This window comes from Actinoallomurus acanthiterrae (assembly GCF_054775715.1).
The window spans coordinates 9,264,974-9,282,844 of sequence record NZ_BAAHCO010000001.1; the positions used below are offsets into that span (position 1 = coordinate 9,264,974).

Genomic DNA, 17,871 nt, shown 5'->3' on the forward strand with positions numbered 1-17,871 from the left:
GGGTGCGGTCCGGGGGTGGCTGCACGGGTGTGAGCCCCATCAGCCCGCGGGCGCGGTCCGGGCTTGGCTGCATGGGCGTGAGCCCGATCAACCCGCGGGTACGGCCCAGGGGTGGCTGCATGGGCGTGAGCCCCATCAGCGCACGCGCGCGATCCGGGGCGGCGGCATGGGTGTGACGGCGGTTCGCCTGCGGGCGCGGTCCGGGGTCGCGCTGTTCCTGGTGTCGGTCGCGGGCGCGGCGGCGTTCTGCTGGCCGCTGTTCGTGACGCCCGGCGCGCGGATCGCCCAGTCGAGCGTCGCGCCGTGGATGTTCGTGTTGCTCCTACCCCTCCTCCTCGCGGTGGCGCTCGCCGAGGTGGCCGAGGGCGGCATCGACGCGAAGGCCATCGCGCTGCTGGGCGTGCTCGGGGCGGTCGGCGCGGCGCTGCGGCCGCTGGGCACGAACGTCGCGGGCTTCGAGCCGATGTTCTTCGTCCTCGTGCATGGCGGGCGGGTGCTGGGGCGCGGGTTCGGCTTCCTGCTGGGGGCGGTGGCGATGTTCGCCAGCGCGCTGATCACGGCGGGCGTCGGTCCCTGGCTGCCGTACCAGATCCTCGGGGCGGCATGGGTGGGGTTCTTCGCCGGGTGCCTGCCGCGCGCCCGGGGGCGGGTGGAGATCGCGATGCTGGCGGGGTACGGGGCGGTGGCCGCGTTCGCCTATGGCTGGTTGCAGAATCTGGGATTGTGGCCGTTCCTTGGGGGAACGTCGAGTTCGATCTCCTATCACCCGGGTGCTCCGCTCGGCGACAATCTCGGGAGGTTCGTCGCGTTCAGCCTCACCACCTCGCTGGGCTTCGACCTGCCACGGGCGATCTTCACGGCGATCCTGGTGGCCGTCACCGGCCGTCCGGTGCTGCTCGCACTGCGCCGGGCCGCACGCCGGGCGGCGTTCGAGGCCTCGGCCGGGTCCGATGACCGGAGTGTGTGATGGACGGCATGGAGGTCCACCTGCTCGGCACGGCCGGGCCGCGCGGCTGGCCCGAGCCGGGCTGCCGCTGCGCGTCCTGCACCCGGATGCGCGCCGCGCACCGCCGGATCGAGCCGACCCGCGTACTCCTCGACGGCGTGCCGCTCGACCAGTGCCGCCGGCGGGAGGTGCCCGGAGGGTACGACGTCCGAACGCCGCGCGGACACCGGGTCCTGTTCGCGGCCCGTCCGGGCGCCCGTCCCGAGCCCGCCGGGCCCGAACCGTACGACGCCGTGCTCCTCGACCTGATCGGCGACCCGTCGTACCTGGGGCGGCTCCGGCGCGCCGGAGCGGTGACCGACGTGACGCGGATCGAGGCCGTCCACGTCGACCACCGCATCGCCTCCCCGGCCGAACTCGACCGCCGGGTGGGCCTGTGGACCCGCCCGCCGTCCGGACCGTGGCGGTCGCTGATCCTGGGCGGCGCCCGGTCCGGGAAGTCGGAGGAGGCCGAGCTGCGGGTGATGACCCACCCGGACGTGACGTACGTCGCGACCGGGATCATGCACGCGGACGACCCGGAGTGGCGCGACCGGATCACCGCGCACCGACGGCGCCGTCCCCGCTGGTGGGAGACCGCCGAGACCATCGACTTGGCGGGCCTGCTGCGCGGCACGGCGGGCACGCTCCTCATCGACGGCATGGGAACCTGGCTGACGGCGGTGTTCGACGCGCTGGGCGCCTGGGAGTACCCGCAGGCGGTCGTCCCACGCCTGAACGAGCTGGTCGACGCCTGGCGGTCCACGCGGGCCCACGTCGTCGCGGTCAGCGACGAGGTCGGCCTGTCGGTCGTCCCCGGCACGGCGAGCGGGCGCGCGTTCCGTGACACGCTGGGACGCCTCAACCAGCGCCTGGCCGCCGAGTCCGAGGAGGCCGCCCTCGTCGTCGCCGGCCGCGTCATCGACCTGCCGTGATCGGACAGACGCCATGAGACCCGGGCACGACCACGGACGGCCCAGCGCGCGGGACACCACGAGACCCGGACGACCCCGCGAGCGGGGAGGACGTCGCAGGCAGGACACCATAGACCGGGACACGACCGCGGACATCCCCGCGAGCGCGATGGCCGGCGGACGCGGGCACGAGTGCGGACGCCCCTGCGAACAGGACGCCATGAGGCCCAGGCATGACCGCGACGACCCCGCGACCGCGGAAGGACACGACCGCGGAGAACGCCGCGGGCGCGATGGCCGGGAGCCCCGGAAACGAGCGCGGACGGTGCCCACAGGCATCGAGGACCCGCGAGCAGGACGCCGGGAGACCGCGCACGACCACGGACGGTACGCCCGGAGACCGGGCACAAGCGCGGACGACACCCGCGAGCCCGAAGACGCCGCGAGCAGGACGCCCGCAGACCGGGCACGAGCGCGGACGGCACCGGCTGGCCCCGGGGACGCCGCGTGAGCGGAGGATGGCATGAGATCTGACGCGAAGCGGATCGCGGGCGGCGACGGGCTGCGGCTCGCGGTCTCGCTGCTCACCGTCGTGCCGGTCCGGTGCGACCGCGTCGACCGGGAGACCGCTCGCCGGGCGATGACGCTCGCCCCCGTGGCCGGGCTCATCGTCGGTGTGGCGGCGGCGCTGGTGCTCACCGTGGCGGGCCTGCTCGGGGCCGGGCCGCTGCTCGGCGCGGCGCTGGCCGTCGCGGCCGGCGCGCTGCTCACGCGCGGCCTGCACCTGGACGGGCTCGCCGACCTCGCCGACGGGCTGGGCAGCGGGCGTCCCGCCGACGACGCCTTGTCGATCATGAAGCGGTCCGACATCGGGCCGTTCGGGGTGATCACCCTCCTGCTCACCCTGCTGATCCAGGTCGCCGCTCTGGCGCAGGCGCCCCACCGGGCGGTCGCGGTGACGGTCGCCGTGGTCACCGGGCGGCTCGCGGTGACCTGGGCCTGCCGCGAGGGGGTGCCCGCCGCACGTCCGGAAGGGCTCGGCGCGCTGGTCGCCCGGACGGTACGGCGCCGGGACGCGGTCGCCGTCACGGCGGCCGTCGTGGTGGCCGCGGCCGTCGCGGGTCTGCTCGCCGGAGGCGTACGGCCGGCCGTCCTCGCTCCGGTCGCGGTTGCGGCCGGGCTCCTGGCCGCGGCGGCGCTGCTCCGGCACGCCGTACGCCGCCTCGGGGGCGTCACCGGTGACGTCCTCGGCGCCCTCGTCGAGACGTCGGTCACGGCCGCGCTTCTCGTGATGTCCGTCGCGTGGAACGGCTGATGGCCACGCCGTCCGCCATGGCGGCCGTACGGGTGCTGGTCGCCCCGCGGTCGAGGAGCCGTCCGCGGCGTTCCGGCGCGTCCGGGCGGATCCCGGCCTCGGTACCGTCCCGCAGTTCCCGGAGCTCCCTCTCGAGGTGGACGAACGGCATCGCGGCGCGCTGCCGAGCCGCCGACGGACTCGCGGCGGGCGGGCCGAACTCGTCGACACGCGTCGCCTGAGCGATCCGTGGTCCGGGCGACTTCCGCGCTCCGGCGTGCGGCTTGAGGGCCGGGATGCGCCGTCGAGGGTGGCGCGGGAGCGTCCGTGTGGAGCTCCCGCGCCGGTCGCGGAACGCGCCGTGGCCGCGAGGCCATGCGGCGGTGTTCCGCGGGCCGTCGTCCTGGGAACGAGTCGCCGCTAGCCGCTTCCCCTCGGCCAGAGGCGACCCTCGATCTCCCAGGACGACGGGGTCGAGGGAACCGGTCCGCGAACGCGCGTGGCAGGACGTGACCCGCGGCCGGCCATCCGACGAATGGTATTCGACGAGCCGGCGACGTACGTCGTTCCCAACACCCGCCGAAGATCACCGAACTCCGGGCCATTCGAACAAAGAACTGCGGGGCAGGACTACCATCGGGCTGTGTGACGAACCTCAGCCTTACCAGTGCGGAATCCGCTTCTCTTGATGTCGACGCCATCGTGATCGGTGTCGTGTCCGACGACTCCGGCCCGGCGTTGGCGCCGGGCGCCGCAGGGGTCGACCAGGCCTTCCAGGGCCGGTTGATCGACGCGCTCGGCGGGCTGGGTGCCGCCGGCAAGGCGGGGGAGGTCACGAAGGTCCCGACGCTCGGCAACCTGGCCGCTCCGCTCGTGGTGGCCGTCGGCCTGGGCGAGGCGTACGACGGCGAGGCCCTTCGCCGGGCCGCGGGTGCCGCGCTGCGCTCGCTCGCCGGCTCCGGTTCGGTCGCGGTCCTGCTGCCCGCCGCCACCCCGGACGAGGTGGCCGCCGTGGCGACCGGCGCCCTGCTCGGCAACTACGCCTACTTGAACTACCGGACCGGTGACGGTCACAAGCGGCCGGTCGAGGAGATCACGGTCGTGTCCGAGGCCGTGGCGACCGCCGACGCCCAGGCCGCGCTCGAGCGCGCCCGGACCCTCGCCGACGCCGTGACCCTGGTCCGCGACCTGGTCAACACCCCGCCGTCCGACCTCAACCCCGAGGCCCTGGCCGACGCCGCGCGCCAGGTCGGCGAGGAGTCCGGCCTGTCGGTCGAGATCCTCGACGAGAAGGAGCTGGTCGAGGGCGGCTTCGGCGGGATCGTGGGGGTCGGCCAGGGCTCGGTCAACCCGCCGCGCCTGGTCCGGCTCGCCTACGAGCACCCCGAGGCGGCAAAGACCGTCGCGTTCGTCGGCAAGGGCATCACGTTCGACTCCGGTGGCCTGTCGCTGAAGCCCGCCGACTCCATGGACTGGATGAAGTCCGACATGGGCGGCGCCGCCGCGGTGCTCGGCGCGCTGAAGGCGATCGCGGCGCTCGGCCCGAAGGTCAAGGCCGTCGGCTACCTCGCCATCGCGGAGAACATGCCCAGCGGCACGGCGCAGCGTCCCTCCGACGTTCTCACCATCTACGGCGGCAAGACCGTCGAGGTGCTCAACACCGACGCCGAGGGCCGCCTCGTCATGGCCGACGCGATCGTGCGGGCCGGCGAGGACGAGCCCGACCTGATCGTCGACGTCGCCACCCTGACCGGCGCCCAGCTCGTCGCGCTCGGCACCCGCACGGCCGGCGTCATGGCCAACGACGACGACGTGCGCGAGAAGGTCGTCGACGCCGCGGGCCGCGCCGGCGAGTCGGCCTGGCCGATGCCGCTGCCCGACGACATGCGCAAGAACCTGGACTCGGCCGTCGCCGACATCGCCAACATCAGCGGTGAGCGCTGGGGCGGCATGCTCACGGCCGGCATCTTCCTCAAGGAGTTCGTGCCGGACGGCGTGCGCTGGGCGCACCTCGACATCGCCGGCCCCTCCTTCAACCAGGGCCAGCCGTACGGCTACACCCCGAAGGGCGGCACCGGCGCCGCCGTGCGCACGCTCGTGCAGGTCGCCGAGGACGTCGCCGCCGGGGCGCTGTGACGGCCGGACGGCCGGAAGTGGAAAGATGCGTGCCGGAACAGAAATCGCGCCGGGCCGAAGGCGCCCGCGCGGGCATCGAAGGAGCGTCCTGTGTCGAATAGCCCCTACGACATCGTCGTCCTAGGTGGCGGCAGCGGCGGATACGCGTGCGCCCTGCGGGCGGTCGAGCTGGGCCTGAGCGTCGTGCTCATCGAGAAGGACAAGCTGGGCGGCACGTGCCTCAACCGCGGCTGCATCCCGACCAAGGCGCTGCTGCACGCCGCCGAGGTCGCCGACCAGACGCGCGAGTCGGCCACGTTCGGGATCAAGGCCCGGTTCGAGGGCATCGACCTCCCGGGCGTGCACGCCTACAAGGACAAGGTCGTCAGCACGACGGTGAAGGGCCTGACGGGCCTGATCAAGTCCAAGGGCATCACGATCGTCGAGGGTGAGGGCCGCCTCACCGGCCCCACTACGGTCCAGGTCGGCGACACGACGTACGAAGGCCGGCACATCGTGCTGGCCACCGGCTCGGTTCCCAGGTCGCTGCCCGGCCTGGAGATCGACGGCGAGCGCGTCATCTCCAGCGACCACGCGCTGGTCCTCGACCGGATCCCGCAGTCCGTGGTGGTCCTGGGCGGCGGCGTCATCGGCGTGGAGTTCGCGAGCGTCTGGCGCTCCTTCGGCGCCGAGGTGACGATCGTCGAGGCGCTTCCGCACCTCCTGCCGCTGGAGGAGGAGTCCAGTTCCAAGCGGCTGGAGCGTGCGTTCCGCAAGCGCGGCATCAAGTTCGAGCTCGGCGCGCGGTTCGAGAGCGTCAAGCACACCGAGTCCGGGGTCATCGTCACGCTCGAGGGCGGCAAGGCCCTCGACGCCGACCTCCTGCTCGTCGCCGTGGGCCGCGGCCCGGTCTCCGAGGGCCTGGGCCTGGAAGAGGTCGGCGTCCAGACCGAGCGCGGCTTCGTCAAGGTCGACGAGTACTGCCGTACGACCGTCCCGACCATCTCCGCGGTCGGCGACCTGGTCCCGACGCTCCAGCTGGCGCACGTCGGCTTCGCCGAGGGCATCCTCGTCGCCGAGCGGCTGGGCGGCCTGGACCCCGCGCCGATCGACTACGACGGTGTGCCGCGCATCACCTACTCCGAGCCCGAGGTCGCGTCGGTGGGCATCACGTCCGCGATCGCCCGGGAGCGGGGCCACGACGTCGTCGACTTCACGTACGACCTGGCCGGCAACCCCCGGAGCAAGATCCTGGGCACGCAGGGCGAGGTCAAGGTCATCGCTCAGAAGGACGGCCCCGTGCTGGGCGTGCACATCGTCGGCAGCCGCGTCGGCGAGCTCATCACCGAGGGCCAGCTGATCTACAACTGGGAGGCCCTGCCGTCCGAGGTCGCCCAGCTCATCCACCCGCATCCGACCCAGTCCGAGGCGATCGGCGAGGCTCACCTCGCGCTCGCCGGCAAGCCGCTGCACGTCCACGGCTGACCCGTCATTACCCGATAAGACGTATCTAGAGGAGTCGCAGAGAACCATGCCGGTCTCCGTAACCATGCCCCAGCTCGGCGAGAGCGTGACCGAGGGCACCGTCACCCGCTGGCTCAAAAAGGAGGGTGAGCGCGTCGAGGCCGACGAGCCGCTTCTCGAGGTGTCGACGGACAAGGTCGACACCGAGATTCCGTCGCCGGCCGCGGGTGTCCTGAGCAGCATCACCGTCGCCGAGGACGAGACCGTGGAGGTCGGCGCCGAGCTGGCCGTCATCGCCGAGGAGGGCGAGGCGACCGGCGGTGCCGCTCCGCAGCAGGAGCAGGCCCAGCCTGAGCCGGCCCCGGCACCGCAGCCGCCCGCGCAGCCTGAGCCGCCGCAGCAGCCGGCCGCGCCGTCCTGGCCGCCGCCGGCCCCGGCCGCGCAGCCGGCCGCCGCCGCGCCGCAGCCGGAGCCGCGGCAGGAGGCCCCGGCTCCCGCGCCGGCCCCGCAGCCGGAGCCGGCCGCCGAGCAGCCGTCCGGCGACAGCCCGTACGTCACGCCGCTCGTCCGCAAGCTGGCGGCCGAGCACGAGGTCGACCTGGGCACCGTCAAGGGCACCGGCGTCGGCGGGCGCATCCGCAAGCAGGACGTCCTCGAGGCCGCGCGGGCCAAGCAGGCGCCGCCGCCGCCCGCCCCGGCTCCGCAGGCCGCCCCGGCGCCCGCCCAGCCCGCTCCGGCTCCGGTCGCGGCGCAGGCCCCGGCGGCTCCGGCGGCCCGTCCGGCCGTGACGGTGCCGGCGGAGGTGTCGCGCCTGCGCGGGACGACCGAGAAGATGTCCCGGACGCGTCAGTCGATCGCCCGGCACATGGTCGAGTCGCTGCAGGTGTCGGCGCAGCTGACGACGGTCGTCGAGGCGGACGTCACCAAGATCGCGCGGCTGCGTGACCGCGCCAAGGCGGACTTCCAGTCGCGGGAGGGCGTGAAGCTCAGCTTCCTGCCGTTCTTCGCGCAGGCGGCCATCGAGGCGCTGAAGGTGCACCCGAAGCTCAACGCCGTCATCGACTCCGAGACCAACGAGGTGACCTACCACGACGTCGAGAACCTCGGCATCGCGGTGGACGCCGAGAAGGGCCTCATGGTCCCGGTGATCCACAACGCCGGCCAGCTGAACCTCGCCGGCCTGGCCCAGCGGATCGCCGACCTCGCCGAGCGCACCCGCACCAACCGGGTCAGCCCGGACGAGGTGACCGGCGGCACGTTCACGATCACCAACACCGGCAGCCGGGGTGCGCTGTTCGACACGCCGATCCTCAACCAGCCGCAGGTCGGCATGCTGGGCACGGGCACGGTCGTGAAGCGCCCGGCGGTCATCGAGGACCCGCAGCTCGGTGAGGTCATCGCGGTGCGCTCGATCGTGTACCTCGCGCTGACCTACGACCACCGCCTGGTGGACGGCGCCGACGCCGCCCGGTTCCTCACGACGGTGAAGAACCGCCTCGAGGAAGGAAACTTCGAGGCCGAGCTCGGCCTTTAGACACAGCCGAAAACTAAGCTGCGATCGTGCAGATCGCCATCACCGGTTCGACCGGACTCATCGGTACGGCCCTCGTCCGCGCACTGCGCGACGAGGGCCGTACCGTTCTCAGGCTCGTACGACGACGGCCCGCGGCCGACGACGAGATCCGCTGGGACCCGTTCGGCGAGGTCGACACGGCCTCGCTGGAGGGCGTCGACGCGGTCGTCCACCTCGCCGGCGCGGGCATCGGCGACCGCCGGTGGAACGCCTGTTACCAGCAGGAGATCCGCGACAGCCGCGTCGAGGGCACCCGTACCCTCTCCCGCGCCCTGGCCGCGCTCCGCGACGGGCCGGCGGTCCTGGTGTCCGGGTCGGCGAGCGGCTACTACGGCGACACGGGCGACCGTACGGTGGACGAGGACTCGCCCTCGGGCGAGGGGTTCCTCGCCGCGCTCTGCCGCGAATGGGAGGCCGCCACGGCCCCTGCCGCCGAGGCCGGGATCCGGGTGGTCCTCCCCCGCCCCGGGATCGTCCTCGCCCGCGAGGGCGGCGCTCTCGGCCGGTTGCTGCCGGTCTTCCGCGCCGGGCTCGGCGGGCGGCTCGGCTCCGGCCGCCAGTGGATGAGCTGGATCTCCCTCGCCGACCAGATCGCGGCGCTGCGCTTCCTGATCGACGGCGACATCGCGGGCCCGGTCAACCTCACCGCCCCCGCCCCCGTCACCAACGCCGCCTACACGACCGCCGTGGGCCACGCGCTGCACCGCCCGGCGTTCTTCGCCGTACCGCCCGCCGTGCTGCGGCTGGCGCTCGGCGGACTGGCCGACGAGGGCGCCCTCGTGAGCCAGCGCATCCTGCCCGCCCGCCTCACGGTGGCGGGATTCCGGTTCCGGCATCCGGACCTCGACACCGCGCTCGCCGACCTCCTCTCGTGACCTCCGCGCCGGAAGGTGTCGTCTCGCCCAGGAAGTAGCAAGAAACGTCCCACCCTCGCTGCGCCGCCCGGCCCGCGCCCGTACCGTGACGGGTGACCGCACCGGGTGAGGGTGAAGAACGATCGCGAGGGCGTCGCACACGAGCGACCCGGCACAGTCGACGGGGGGAACGAGGAGGGTGAGCGAGTCATGAGTACCGACGGTGAACCGCACATCGTGGCGATCGGGGGTGGCGGCTTCGTACCCGACGGCCGTTACGGTGTGACGCCGGGGCCCCTCGTGCGCTACGCGCTGGACCTCACCGGGCAGGACCGCCCCAGAGTGTGCTTCCTCGCGACGGCGCTGGGCGACTCCACCGAGGCCGTCGCCCGCTTCTACGCGGCCTTCGCCGGGGTGGACGCCGAGGTCACCCACCTGGCGCTGTTCCCGATGCCGAACCACGAGGACCCGGCTGCGCACCTGCTCGCCCAGGACTTCGTGTACGTCTCCGGCGGGAGCGTCGCGAACCTTCTGGCCCTGTGGCGGGTGCACGGCCTCGCCGACGCGTTCGCGAAGGCCTGGCGGTCGGGCGTCGTCCTCTGCGGGCAGAGCGCGGGCGCCCTGTGCTGGCACGTCGGCGGCACGACCGATTCCTTCGGCCCGGAGCTGCGGCCGCTCACCGACGGGCTCGGCCTGCTGCCCTACGCCTGCGGCGTCCACTACGACAGCGACGAGCAGCGCCGGCCGCTGCTGCAGCGGCTCGTGGCCGAGGGCACGCTGCCCGACGCGTACGCCGCCGACGAGGCGGTCGGGCTGCACTACGTCGGGACGGAGTTCGTCCAGGCCGTGACCTATGTGGCGGGCCAGGGCGCGTACCAGATCGGCGCGGACGGCGCGGGCGGGGTCAAGGAGACGCGGATCGAGCCTCGGCTGCTGGCCTCCTTCGATGAGGTCGTACGCTGAGGGGCGTGAGCGCCAGCGAAGAATCCCCCACCACGGTCCTCGGCGAGCGCCCGGCGGCCGTCGGCACGAGCGACCTGGTCTTCATCCACGCCGGTTTCGGCGAGCGCGCCGTCCCGTACGAGGCGGCGTGGGAGCTGCAGCGCCGTCTGCACGAGCGCCGCGTCGCCGACGAGATCCCCGACGTCTGCCTGCTGCTGGAGCACCCGCCGGTCTACACGGCGGGCAAGCGGACCGAGCCGCTGGACCGGCCGATCGGGGACCCCGGCGCACCCGTGATCGACGTCGACCGGGGCGGGAAGATCACCTGGCACGGTCCCGGCCAGCTGGTCGGCTACCCGATCGTCAAACTGCGGGAGCCCGTCGACGTCGTCGCCTACGTCCGTACGATCGAGGAGGCGCTGATCGACACGTGCGCCGACCTCGGGCTGGCCACCAAGCGGGTCGAGGGCCGCAGCGGCGTGTGGGTGCCGGGTGTTCCCGACCGCAAGGTCGGCGCGATCGGCATCCGGGTCTCACGCGGCGTCACGATGCACGGGTTCGAGATCAACTGCAACTGCGACATGGGATGGTTCGACCGGATCATCCCTTGTGGCATCCGCGACGCGGGCACCACGTCGCTCTCCGCCGAGCTCGGCCGCGACATCACCGTCGCCGAGGTCCTCGGCCTGGCCGAGCAGAGGATCGCCAAGGTGCTCGGCGCCACGGAGACCGCGCACCGCTCACTGGAGGCGATGCTCGGCGGCCCCGTCCCGTCCTGACGCGTCGCGCCCGGGTCGGCCCATCGGTCCCTCGCCCGAAGGCCGCCCCATCGCTTCGTGACCGGCCTGCCCCTCGCCTGGGGCCGTCCCTTGCGCGGGGTCAGCCCATCGCCTTGTAGATGGCCTGGCCCTCCGCCGAGGCGGCCTCGAAGAAACGGGTGAGCCGCTCGTACACCACGCGCAGCTCCCCGTCGCGGATCGCCGCGGCGGGCTCGCCCACCCAGTCCTCGGCGCCCTGGACGCCGAGCTCGGCCATCCGCTCGGCGTCATAGCGACCCGAAATCGACGCGAACTCGGTCGCGGCGAGGTGGTCGGCGGCCAGCTTGACCCGCTCGGCCGTCAGGTAGATGACGTCGACACCGAGCTCTTCGGCACCGTCCTCGGTGAGCAGCCGCCCACCGCACACCACGTCGGCGGCCGGGTGTGGGCCGTCCCACGGGTCACCGGTGAGCAGGTAGTGCAGTGCCTGCCACGCACCCGCGACGGGAAGCACGGGATGCTTCTCCCGCCAGTTCCCGCCTCTGAACACCGCGCGTGCGCGGGTCCCCGGATCGCCTGCGCCCTCGGCCTCCGGAAGCCTGAGGTACGTCATGGCCACTCGCACGCCTGACCTCCGTCATACGCCCTCTGTACGCGACACCCACGTCACCTTAGAGAGATCCACAGCTACGTATGGTGAGAACGACATAAAACACCCCGGAGATAGTCCTCTATGCCAACCACTTGCGCAACACGGGCGAATCCGGACATACCCTGAACAAGTGACAGCCGTATCTCCTGAGGGCCGGAAGTTGCTGCGTGTCGAGGCGAGGAACGCCGCGACACCGATCGAACGCAAACCACCCTGGATCAAGACCCGGCTGTCGATGGGCCCGCAATACCGCGAACTCACCGACCTGGTCCGCTCCGAAGGCCTGCACACCGTCTGCCAGGAAGCCGGCTGCCCCAACATCTACGAATGCTGGGAAGACCGCGAAGCCACCTTCCTCATCGGCGGCGACCAATGCACCCGCCGCTGCGACTTCTGCCAGATCGACACCGGCAGACCCGCCGCCTACGACCCCGACGAACCCCGCCGCGTCGCCGAATCCGTCACCACCATGGGCCTGCGCTACGCCACCGTCACCGGCGTCGCCCGCGACGACCTGCCCGACGGCGGAGCCTGGCTCTACGCCGAAACCGTCCGCCAGATCCACCACGCCATCCCCGGCTGCGGCGTCGAACTCCTCATCCCCGACTTCAACGCCACCCCCCACCTGCTGGCCGAGGTCTTCTCCGCCCGCCCCGAGGTCCTGGCCCACAACCTGGAAACCGTCCCACGGATCTTCAAACGCATCCGCCCCGGCTTCCGCTACGAACGCTCGCTGAGCGTGCTGACCGCCGCCCGGGAGGCGGGGCTGGTCACCAAGTCCAACCTCATCCTCGGCATGGGCGAAACCCGAGAAGAGGTCACCGAAGCCATGCGGGACCTGCACGAGGCCGGGTGCGAACTGCTGACCATCACCCAGTACCTGCGCCCCTCCCCCCGCCACCACCCCGTCGAACGCTGGGTCAAGCCCGAAGAGTTCGTCGAGCTGAAGGACGAGGCCGAGACCATCGGCTTCACCGGGGTGATGTCCGGGCCCCTGGTGCGCTCCAGCTACCGCGCCGGCCGCCTCTACCAGCAGGCCATCACCGCCCGCCAGGCCGACTAGGCGACTTCCCTACAAGCTCAAGAATTGCGCGGAAAGTAGTCACATCACCACGGTCGGCTGCGATCATGGTCTGGGAGATCCCCTGGGGAGGGGACCCGACTGATCGGAAAGGACGACCGAATGCGGCCTACCCTCCGTGCCGCCGGCTGCGTCATCGCCCTGGCGGGCGTCGTGGCGGGCACTCCGCGATCGGCGCGGGCCGCCGATCCGCTGCCCCCGGGGCACTGGTCGGTCAGCTGGCAGGACGAGTTCGACGGCTCCACCCTGAACGCTTCGAAGTGGAGCATGTGGAGCGCGTCGTACTCGGACGCCTGCCGGGGCAACAAGCCCGATCACAAGCTGGAGTACAACCTGCCCGCCAACCTGTCCGTGGCGAACGGCAGGCTGACGATCACGGCGCGGCGGCAGTCCCACACCTCGCCGGGCGGCACGCCGTACGAGTGGACCTCGGGTCTCATCGCGACCGGGGACGCCTGCGGTCATGCCCCCTCGGCGGGCGCCTTCGTGAAGAAGGGGGACTACATCCAGATCCACACCAGGCTTCCGGGCCGACTCGGCATGTGGCCGGCGTTCTGGACCTGGAACGCGGGCGGCAACGAGGTCGACGTCTTCGAGTACCACCCGGACAACCCCGGGATTCTGGAGCTGACCAACCACACCGGTCAGGGCGCCGCCAAGTATCACGAGACCGGGTCCGACGTGTCGGCGGGCTGGCACCACATCGGCGCCTACCTCGGCGCCTCCAGCGTGGACTGGTACTACGACGGCAGGCTCGCGTTCTCCGACAAACGTGGCTTCCAGAGCGACGGGGCGTATCTCGTCGTCGACCTGGCCGTCGCCGACGGGCGCTACCACGCCGCGCCGCCCGCGAACGTGGACTCGGCTCAGATGCTGGTGGACTCGGTGAAGGTGTTCCGCCGCTCCTGACCGCCCACCCGCATTCCCGCCGACCCGGTCGCGGCCGGCGGGTCGGCCCTCCAGCGGACAGACGAACGCCCCGGCGCGCCGCCGGGGCGTTCCTCTCTTCCGGGGGGACAGAAGTCTCTATGTCACCAGTTCTTGTCGAGTCCGGGGACGTTCGACGGGAGCCGGTGGCCGCGCGGGTACATGATGTAGGCGATGCCCCCGCTGGAGGAGCTCCGCAGCCAGACGTTCTCGAAGTTGGCGCGCGGGTAGACGTGGCGCACGGCCGCGTCCGAGGGTGACGCCGGGTCATTGACGATCGGGTCCCCGCTCTTGGTGAACCCGACGATCACGAACAGGTGGCCGTTCGTGCTGTAGCCGGCGCCCGGCATCTCGGCGGCCTTGAACGACTGCGAGGTCGCGACGGGGATGCCCGCCTTGATGAACTGCTCGAGCTCGGCGACCGTGCGCAGGCGCGTCACGAAGCCGTTCAGGCCGAACCGCCCGGCGTACGCGGGGTTGAACGGCCAGTTCCCGGCGCCCTTGTAGTTGTAGTCGTAGGTGTTGCGGGCGGCGTAGTCGACCTGCGGGTCGGCGTACGACGGGTCGACCCAGGACAGGTCGCGCTTCGACGGCCCGCGCTTCCAGTACGCGACGATCATGGACGTCGAGGTCGGGCTGCACCACGCCTCGCCGCCGTTGTCGTACTCGGGGTACTGCCCGTCGTGGATGTCCTGGGAGTAGGCCGGGACCTTGAGTTCGATGCCCTCGGCGCCGCCGAGCGGGCTGACCGGCACCGTCGTACGGGACGGCAGCAGCGAGGCCATCGCGCCGACCGAGCGCAGCACGGGCCGTACGTGCTTGCCGGGCAGCCGGTAGAGCGTCACGCGCAGCTGGTAGGAGGTCAGGGAGTTCTTGGCGACGAAGGTGTCGATGTCGACGTTGCCGTCGTCGTCCTTCTGCCCCGGCACCGAGGTGCGGTGGATGTCGCCGCCCGCCTTCGGGTCGTCGGCGGCCCAGCGGCCCATGACGTACCACTTGGTGTCGGCACCCGCGCCGGTGTGCCCGCGCATCTCCACCTGCAGCCAGCTGCCGTGCGGCGTGCTCGCGGTCCACGACGCGACCAGCTGGCTCGCGCCGAAGCCGATCGGCACGGTCGGGGAGGTCCAGCGGGCGTAGTCCCAGGTCTTGGTGCCGCCGCCGTACGGGTCGGTGTACGTGGTCGTGCCGACCGGGCGCGCGATCGTGAGGGCGCCGGGCCCGTACGGGCGGACGCCCTCCGAGGAGCCGGCCGCGAAGTCACGGGCCGACGTCCACTGGTGGTAGGCGACGCGCGGCTGATCGGCGGCGCTCACCGCGGCCGAACCGGTCGCCGGGGTCGCCGCCACCGTGGCGAGACCGACGGACACCAGAAGCGGAACCTTCCATACCGAAGCACGCATATCGGGCCAGGCCATGACGACTCCAAGAGCATCGGGAACCTGCTTCGGGACGCTAGGGCGGCGCACTCGATCATGTCAACGCTTTACGGGCCCTGTGGCTGGATCGAAATTTGTTAACGACCGGCATGGCCCGCTTTCGACTCGGCACCCGAACCCTCGTATCCTTCCATCCATGGCAAAGAAGCCCCAGGACGGCGCGCAGGACGAGCGCCCCGGTCGCCTCAAGCAGATCCGCATGGTCGCCTCGTTGGTCCACCAAGCCAACCCGAAGGCGATGCCGATCGTCTTCGCGGCGGCGATCGGCACCCTCGTCCTCTTCGTGGTCCTCGGGCTGGTGCTCGGCCAGGCGCTCTTCATGATCCCGCTGGGCGTCCTGGTCGCGATCGCCGTCGGCATGATCATCTTTGGTCAGATGGCGCAGCGCACCCAGTACTCCATGATCGAAGGGCAGCCGGGCGCCGCCGCGTCCCTCGTGGAGAACATGCGCGGCCGCTGGGTCGTCACCCCGGCCGTCCAGGCCAACCGCAACATGGACGTCGTGCACCGCGTCATCGGGCAGCCGGGTGTGATCCTGCTCGCCGAGGGGCCGCCCTCACGCGTCGGCAAGCTCATCGGCGCCGAGAAGAAGCGCATCTCCCGGGCCGCCTCCGAGGTGCCCATCTACGACGTCCAGGTCGGCTCGGAAGAGGGCCAGATCCCGATCAGCAAGCTGCAGCGCCACTTGACCAGGCTCCCGCGTAACCTCAAGAAGGAGCAGGTCAGCGAGCTGATCGATCGGCTCAACGCGCTGCCGCAGGCGATGCAGATGCCCAAGGGACCCATCCCGAAGGGCGCCCGCATGCCGAAGGGGCCCAAGCCCCGTACCCGTTAGCTCAGCGGCGTACGACGACACCGCCGGCCGCACGGTCGTGCAGGCCGCGGTAGTCCCGGTCCCAGATCAGCGCGGGCACGACCAGCACCAGCAGCAGCGCGCGCACGAACGCCCAGAGCGGGCCCAGCGGACCGCCGTCCGTACGGACCACGCGAAGCCCGCACAGCGCCTTGCCCGCCGTCGTGCCGATGAGGCCGGTGAGCAGCCAGGTCAGCACGCCGAACACCCCGAGCGTGAGGAGACTGCGGGCCTGCGCGCTCCAGTGCAGCGCGCCCGCAAGGGCGGTGGCGACGAGCAGCGCGATCAGCCAGTCGATCACCAGGGCGCCCAGCCGCCGGCCGTACCCCGCGACGGCGCCCGCACCCTCCTTGGGAAGGCCGAGGCGCTCGCCCGGGTACCCGAGGTCCGCGCCCGCGGCGCGGGCCCCTTCGATCCATGATCCGGCCGAGCGCCGACGTTCACTCATACCCGTAAGTTATCCGGGCAACCCCTCCGGGCCGATTCCAGGCCCTCCGTAACACACGCGAAACACATGGGACACGGCTCGGAAACGGCGGGCACCTAGCGTTCTAAACGCAAAAAAGCGCCCCAAGGAGGTTGGATGTTCAACAGCGCCGAAGAGGTCCTGTCCTTCATCAGGAACGAAGGGGTGCAGTTCGTCGATGTCAGGTTCACGGACCTGCCGGGCACGACGCAGCACTTCACGTTCCCGGTGGAGAACTTCGGAGAGAACGTCTTCACCGACGGGCTGATGTTCGACGGTTCGTCCATCCGTGGGTTCCAGGAGATCCACGAGTCGGACATGCTGCTGCTGCCGGACCCGTCGACGGCTGTGCTCGACCCGTTCCGCCAGCACAAGACGCTGAACATCACGTTCTTCGTCCACGACCCGCTGACCGGCGAGCCGTACACCCGTGACCCCCGCAACGTCGCCCGCAAGGCCCAGGACTACCTGCGCGGCACCGGCATCGCGGACACGGCGTTCTTCGGCCCGGAGGCGGAGTTCTACATCTTCGACGACGTGCGCTTCGAGACGAAGCAGCACGAGTCGTACTTCCACATCGACTCCATCGAGGGCGCGTGGAACACCGGCCGCAAGGAAGAGGGCGGCAACCTCGGCTACAAGCCGCGGTACAAGGGCGGCTACTTCCCGGTGCCGCCGATGGACCACTTCACCGACCTGCGCTCGGAGATGGTCCGCCAGCTGATCGAGTGCGGCATCGAGACCGAGATGCAGCACCACGAGGTCGGCACGGCCGGTCAGGCGGAGATCGACATCCGCTTCGACACGCTGCTGACCATGGCCGACAAGATGATGCTCTACAAGTACATCGTGAAGAGCGTCGCCCGGTCGGCCGGCAAGACGGTCACCTTCATGCCCAAGCCGATCTTCGGTGACAACGGCTCCGGCATGCACTGCCACCAGTCGCTGTGGAAGGACGGCTCGCCGCTCTTCTACGACGAGGTCGGCTACGCGGGCCTGTCGGACATCGGCCGCTACTACATCGGCGGGCTGCTCAAGCACGCCCCGTCGCTGCTGGCCTTCACCAACCCGACGGTGAACTCCTACCACCGCCTGGTCCCGGGCTACGAGGCGCCGGTCAACCTGGTCTACTCCCAGCGCAACCGCTCGGCCTGCGTCCGCATCCCGATCACCGGGTCGAACCCGAAGGCCAAGCGCCTGGAGTTCCGGGTGCCGGACCCGTCCGCCAACCCGTACCTCGCGTTCGCGGCCATGCTGATGGCCGGCCTCGACGGCATCAAGAACAAGGTCGAGCCGCCGGAGCCGGTGGACAAGGACCTGTACGAGCTGCCGCCCGAGGAGGCCCGCAACATCCCGCAGGTGCCGGGCTCGCTCGAGGCCGTCCTGAACGCACTCGAGGCCGACCACGACTACCTTCTCGAGGGCGGCGTGTTCACGCCGGACCTCATCGAGACGTGGATCGCCTACAAGCGCGAGAACGAGCTGGACCCGATCCGGCTCCGCCCGCACCCGCACGAGTTCGAGCTCTACTACGACGTCTGATCCCACTCGACGTCC

The 17,871-nt window shown here is 71.6% G+C and carries 16 protein-coding genes; 13 read left to right on the forward strand and 3 right to left on the reverse strand.

Features of this window, described 5'->3' with window-relative positions; translation table 11 throughout:
* The first annotated feature begins 166 nt into the window (after nucleotides 1-166).
* The 9 genes from ACYVF7_RS43670 to lipB all read left to right on the forward strand — a co-directional run bounded on the left by ACYVF7_RS43670 (nucleotide 167) and on the right by lipB (nucleotide 10,920).
* Nucleotides 167-967, forward strand: coding sequence for an ECF transporter S component (locus ACYVF7_RS43670; protein ID WP_460351850.1), 801 nt, complete (start codon nucleotides 167-169; stop codon nucleotides 965-967).
* Complete coding sequence (locus tag ACYVF7_RS43675; RefSeq protein WP_460351851.1) at nucleotides 967-1,920, forward strand: bifunctional adenosylcobinamide kinase/adenosylcobinamide-phosphate guanylyltransferase; 954 nt, start codon at nucleotides 967-969, stop codon at nucleotides 1,918-1,920. The genes ACYVF7_RS43670 and ACYVF7_RS43675 overlap by 1 nt, the downstream gene beginning before the upstream one ends.
* A gap of 502 nt (nucleotides 1,921-2,422) precedes the next feature.
* Nucleotides 2,423-3,214, forward strand: coding sequence for an adenosylcobinamide-GDP ribazoletransferase (gene cobS / locus ACYVF7_RS43680; protein ID WP_460351852.1), 792 nt, complete (start codon nucleotides 2,423-2,425; stop codon nucleotides 3,212-3,214).
* Between the two features lie 624 nt (nucleotides 3,215-3,838).
* Nucleotides 3,839-5,329: a leucyl aminopeptidase gene (locus tag ACYVF7_RS43685; protein WP_460351853.1), complete on the forward strand. Its 1,491-nt coding sequence runs from the start codon at nucleotides 3,839-3,841 to the stop codon at nucleotides 5,327-5,329.
* A gap of 90 nt (nucleotides 5,330-5,419) precedes the next feature.
* A complete protein-coding gene (lpdA, locus tag ACYVF7_RS43690; RefSeq protein ID WP_460351854.1) occupies nucleotides 5,420-6,793 on the forward strand; it encodes a dihydrolipoyl dehydrogenase in 1,374 nt (457 codons plus the stop codon).
* Between the two features lie 46 nt (nucleotides 6,794-6,839).
* On the forward strand, nucleotides 6,840-8,306 hold the full coding sequence (gene sucB, locus ACYVF7_RS43695; RefSeq protein WP_460351855.1) for a 2-oxoglutarate dehydrogenase, E2 component, dihydrolipoamide succinyltransferase: 1,467 nt from the start codon (nucleotides 6,840-6,842) through the stop codon (nucleotides 8,304-8,306).
* A 26-nt stretch (nucleotides 8,307-8,332) separates the two neighbouring features.
* Nucleotides 8,333-9,220, forward strand: a complete 888-nt coding sequence (locus tag ACYVF7_RS43700) for a TIGR01777 family oxidoreductase (protein WP_460351856.1) — start codon at nucleotides 8,333-8,335, stop codon at nucleotides 9,218-9,220.
* 189 nt (nucleotides 9,221-9,409) lie between these two features.
* Entirely contained in the window at nucleotides 9,410-10,162 is a 753-nt protein-coding gene (locus ACYVF7_RS43705; protein ID WP_460351857.1) for a Type 1 glutamine amidotransferase-like domain-containing protein, read from the forward strand.
* Between the two features lie 74 nt (nucleotides 10,163-10,236).
* Nucleotides 10,237-10,920 carry a lipoyl(octanoyl) transferase LipB gene (gene lipB / locus ACYVF7_RS43710; RefSeq protein ID WP_460358447.1) on the forward strand — a complete coding sequence of 228 codons (684 nt, stop codon included), beginning with the start codon at nucleotides 10,237-10,239 and terminating at the stop codon, nucleotides 10,918-10,920.
* A 100-nt stretch (nucleotides 10,921-11,020) separates the two neighbouring features.
* On the opposite strand, the gene ACYVF7_RS43715 is transcribed toward lipB, so the two are convergent.
* Nucleotides 11,021-11,524, reverse strand: a complete 504-nt coding sequence (locus tag ACYVF7_RS43715) for a DUF1877 family protein (protein ID WP_460351858.1) — start codon at nucleotides 11,522-11,524, stop codon at nucleotides 11,021-11,023.
* Nucleotides 11,525-11,681: 157 nt separating this feature from the next.
* On the opposite strand from ACYVF7_RS43715, the gene lipA reads away from it, so the two are divergent.
* Together lipA and ACYVF7_RS43725 are read left to right on the forward strand one after the other, a co-directional pair.
* A complete protein-coding gene (lipA, locus tag ACYVF7_RS43720) occupies nucleotides 11,682-12,614 on the forward strand; it encodes a lipoyl synthase (protein ID WP_460351859.1) in 933 nt (310 codons plus the stop codon).
* A gap of 120 nt (nucleotides 12,615-12,734) precedes the next feature.
* Nucleotides 12,735-13,541 (forward strand): glycoside hydrolase family 16 protein, encoded by an 807-nt coding sequence (locus ACYVF7_RS43725; RefSeq protein ID WP_460351860.1) that lies wholly within the window; start codon nucleotides 12,735-12,737, stop codon nucleotides 13,539-13,541.
* A 122-nt stretch (nucleotides 13,542-13,663) separates the two neighbouring features.
* Here ACYVF7_RS43725 and ACYVF7_RS43730 read toward each other — a convergent pair whose 3' ends face one another.
* Complete coding sequence (locus tag ACYVF7_RS43730; RefSeq protein ID WP_460351861.1) at nucleotides 13,664-14,926, reverse strand: C39 family peptidase; 1,263 nt, start codon at nucleotides 14,924-14,926, stop codon at nucleotides 13,664-13,666.
* Between the two features lie 205 nt (nucleotides 14,927-15,131).
* Here ACYVF7_RS43730 and ACYVF7_RS43735 point away from each other — a divergent pair, with 205 nt between their 5' ends.
* Entirely contained in the window at nucleotides 15,132-15,830 is a 699-nt protein-coding gene (locus ACYVF7_RS43735) for a DUF4191 domain-containing protein (RefSeq protein WP_460351862.1), read from the forward strand.
* Nucleotide 15,831: 1 nt separating this feature from the next.
* Here ACYVF7_RS43735 and ACYVF7_RS43740 read toward each other — a convergent pair whose 3' ends face one another.
* On the reverse strand, nucleotides 15,832-16,296 hold the full coding sequence (locus tag ACYVF7_RS43740) for an RDD family protein (RefSeq protein ID WP_460351863.1): 465 nt from the start codon (nucleotides 16,294-16,296) through the stop codon (nucleotides 15,832-15,834).
* Nucleotides 16,297-16,431: 135 nt separating this feature from the next.
* Here ACYVF7_RS43740 and glnA point away from each other — a divergent pair, with 135 nt between their 5' ends.
* The gene (gene glnA, locus ACYVF7_RS43745) at nucleotides 16,432-17,856 is read left to right on the forward strand and encodes a type I glutamate--ammonia ligase (protein ID WP_460351864.1); all 1,425 of its coding nucleotides are present in this window, start codon (nucleotides 16,432-16,434) and stop codon (nucleotides 17,854-17,856) included.
* The last annotated feature ends 15 nt before the right edge of the window (nucleotides 17,857-17,871 follow it).

Coding starts and splice junctions, on each gene's coding strand:
- ACYVF7_RS43735 (WP_460351862.1), top strand. CDS start 15,132: ATGGCAAAGAAGCCCCAGGACGGCGCGCAGGACGAGCGCCCCGGTCGC.
- ACYVF7_RS43675 (WP_460351851.1), top strand. CDS start 967: ATGGACGGCATGGAGGTCCACCTGCTCGGCACGGCCGGGCCGCGCGGC.
- sucB (WP_460351855.1), top strand. CDS start 6,840: ATGCCGGTCTCCGTAACCATGCCCCAGCTCGGCGAGAGCGTGACCGAG.
- ACYVF7_RS43740 (WP_460351863.1), bottom strand. CDS start 16,296: ATGAGTGAACGTCGGCGCTCGGCCGGATCATGGATCGAAGGGGCCCGC.
- glnA (WP_460351864.1), top strand. CDS start 16,432: ATGTTCAACAGCGCCGAAGAGGTCCTGTCCTTCATCAGGAACGAAGGG.
- ACYVF7_RS43670 (WP_460351850.1), top strand. CDS start 167: ATGGGTGTGACGGCGGTTCGCCTGCGGGCGCGGTCCGGGGTCGCGCTG.
- ACYVF7_RS43725 (WP_460351860.1), top strand. CDS start 12,735: ATGCGGCCTACCCTCCGTGCCGCCGGCTGCGTCATCGCCCTGGCGGGC.
- cobS (WP_460351852.1), top strand. CDS start 2,423: ATGAGATCTGACGCGAAGCGGATCGCGGGCGGCGACGGGCTGCGGCTC.
- ACYVF7_RS43705 (WP_460351857.1), top strand. CDS start 9,410: ATGAGTACCGACGGTGAACCGCACATCGTGGCGATCGGGGGTGGCGGC.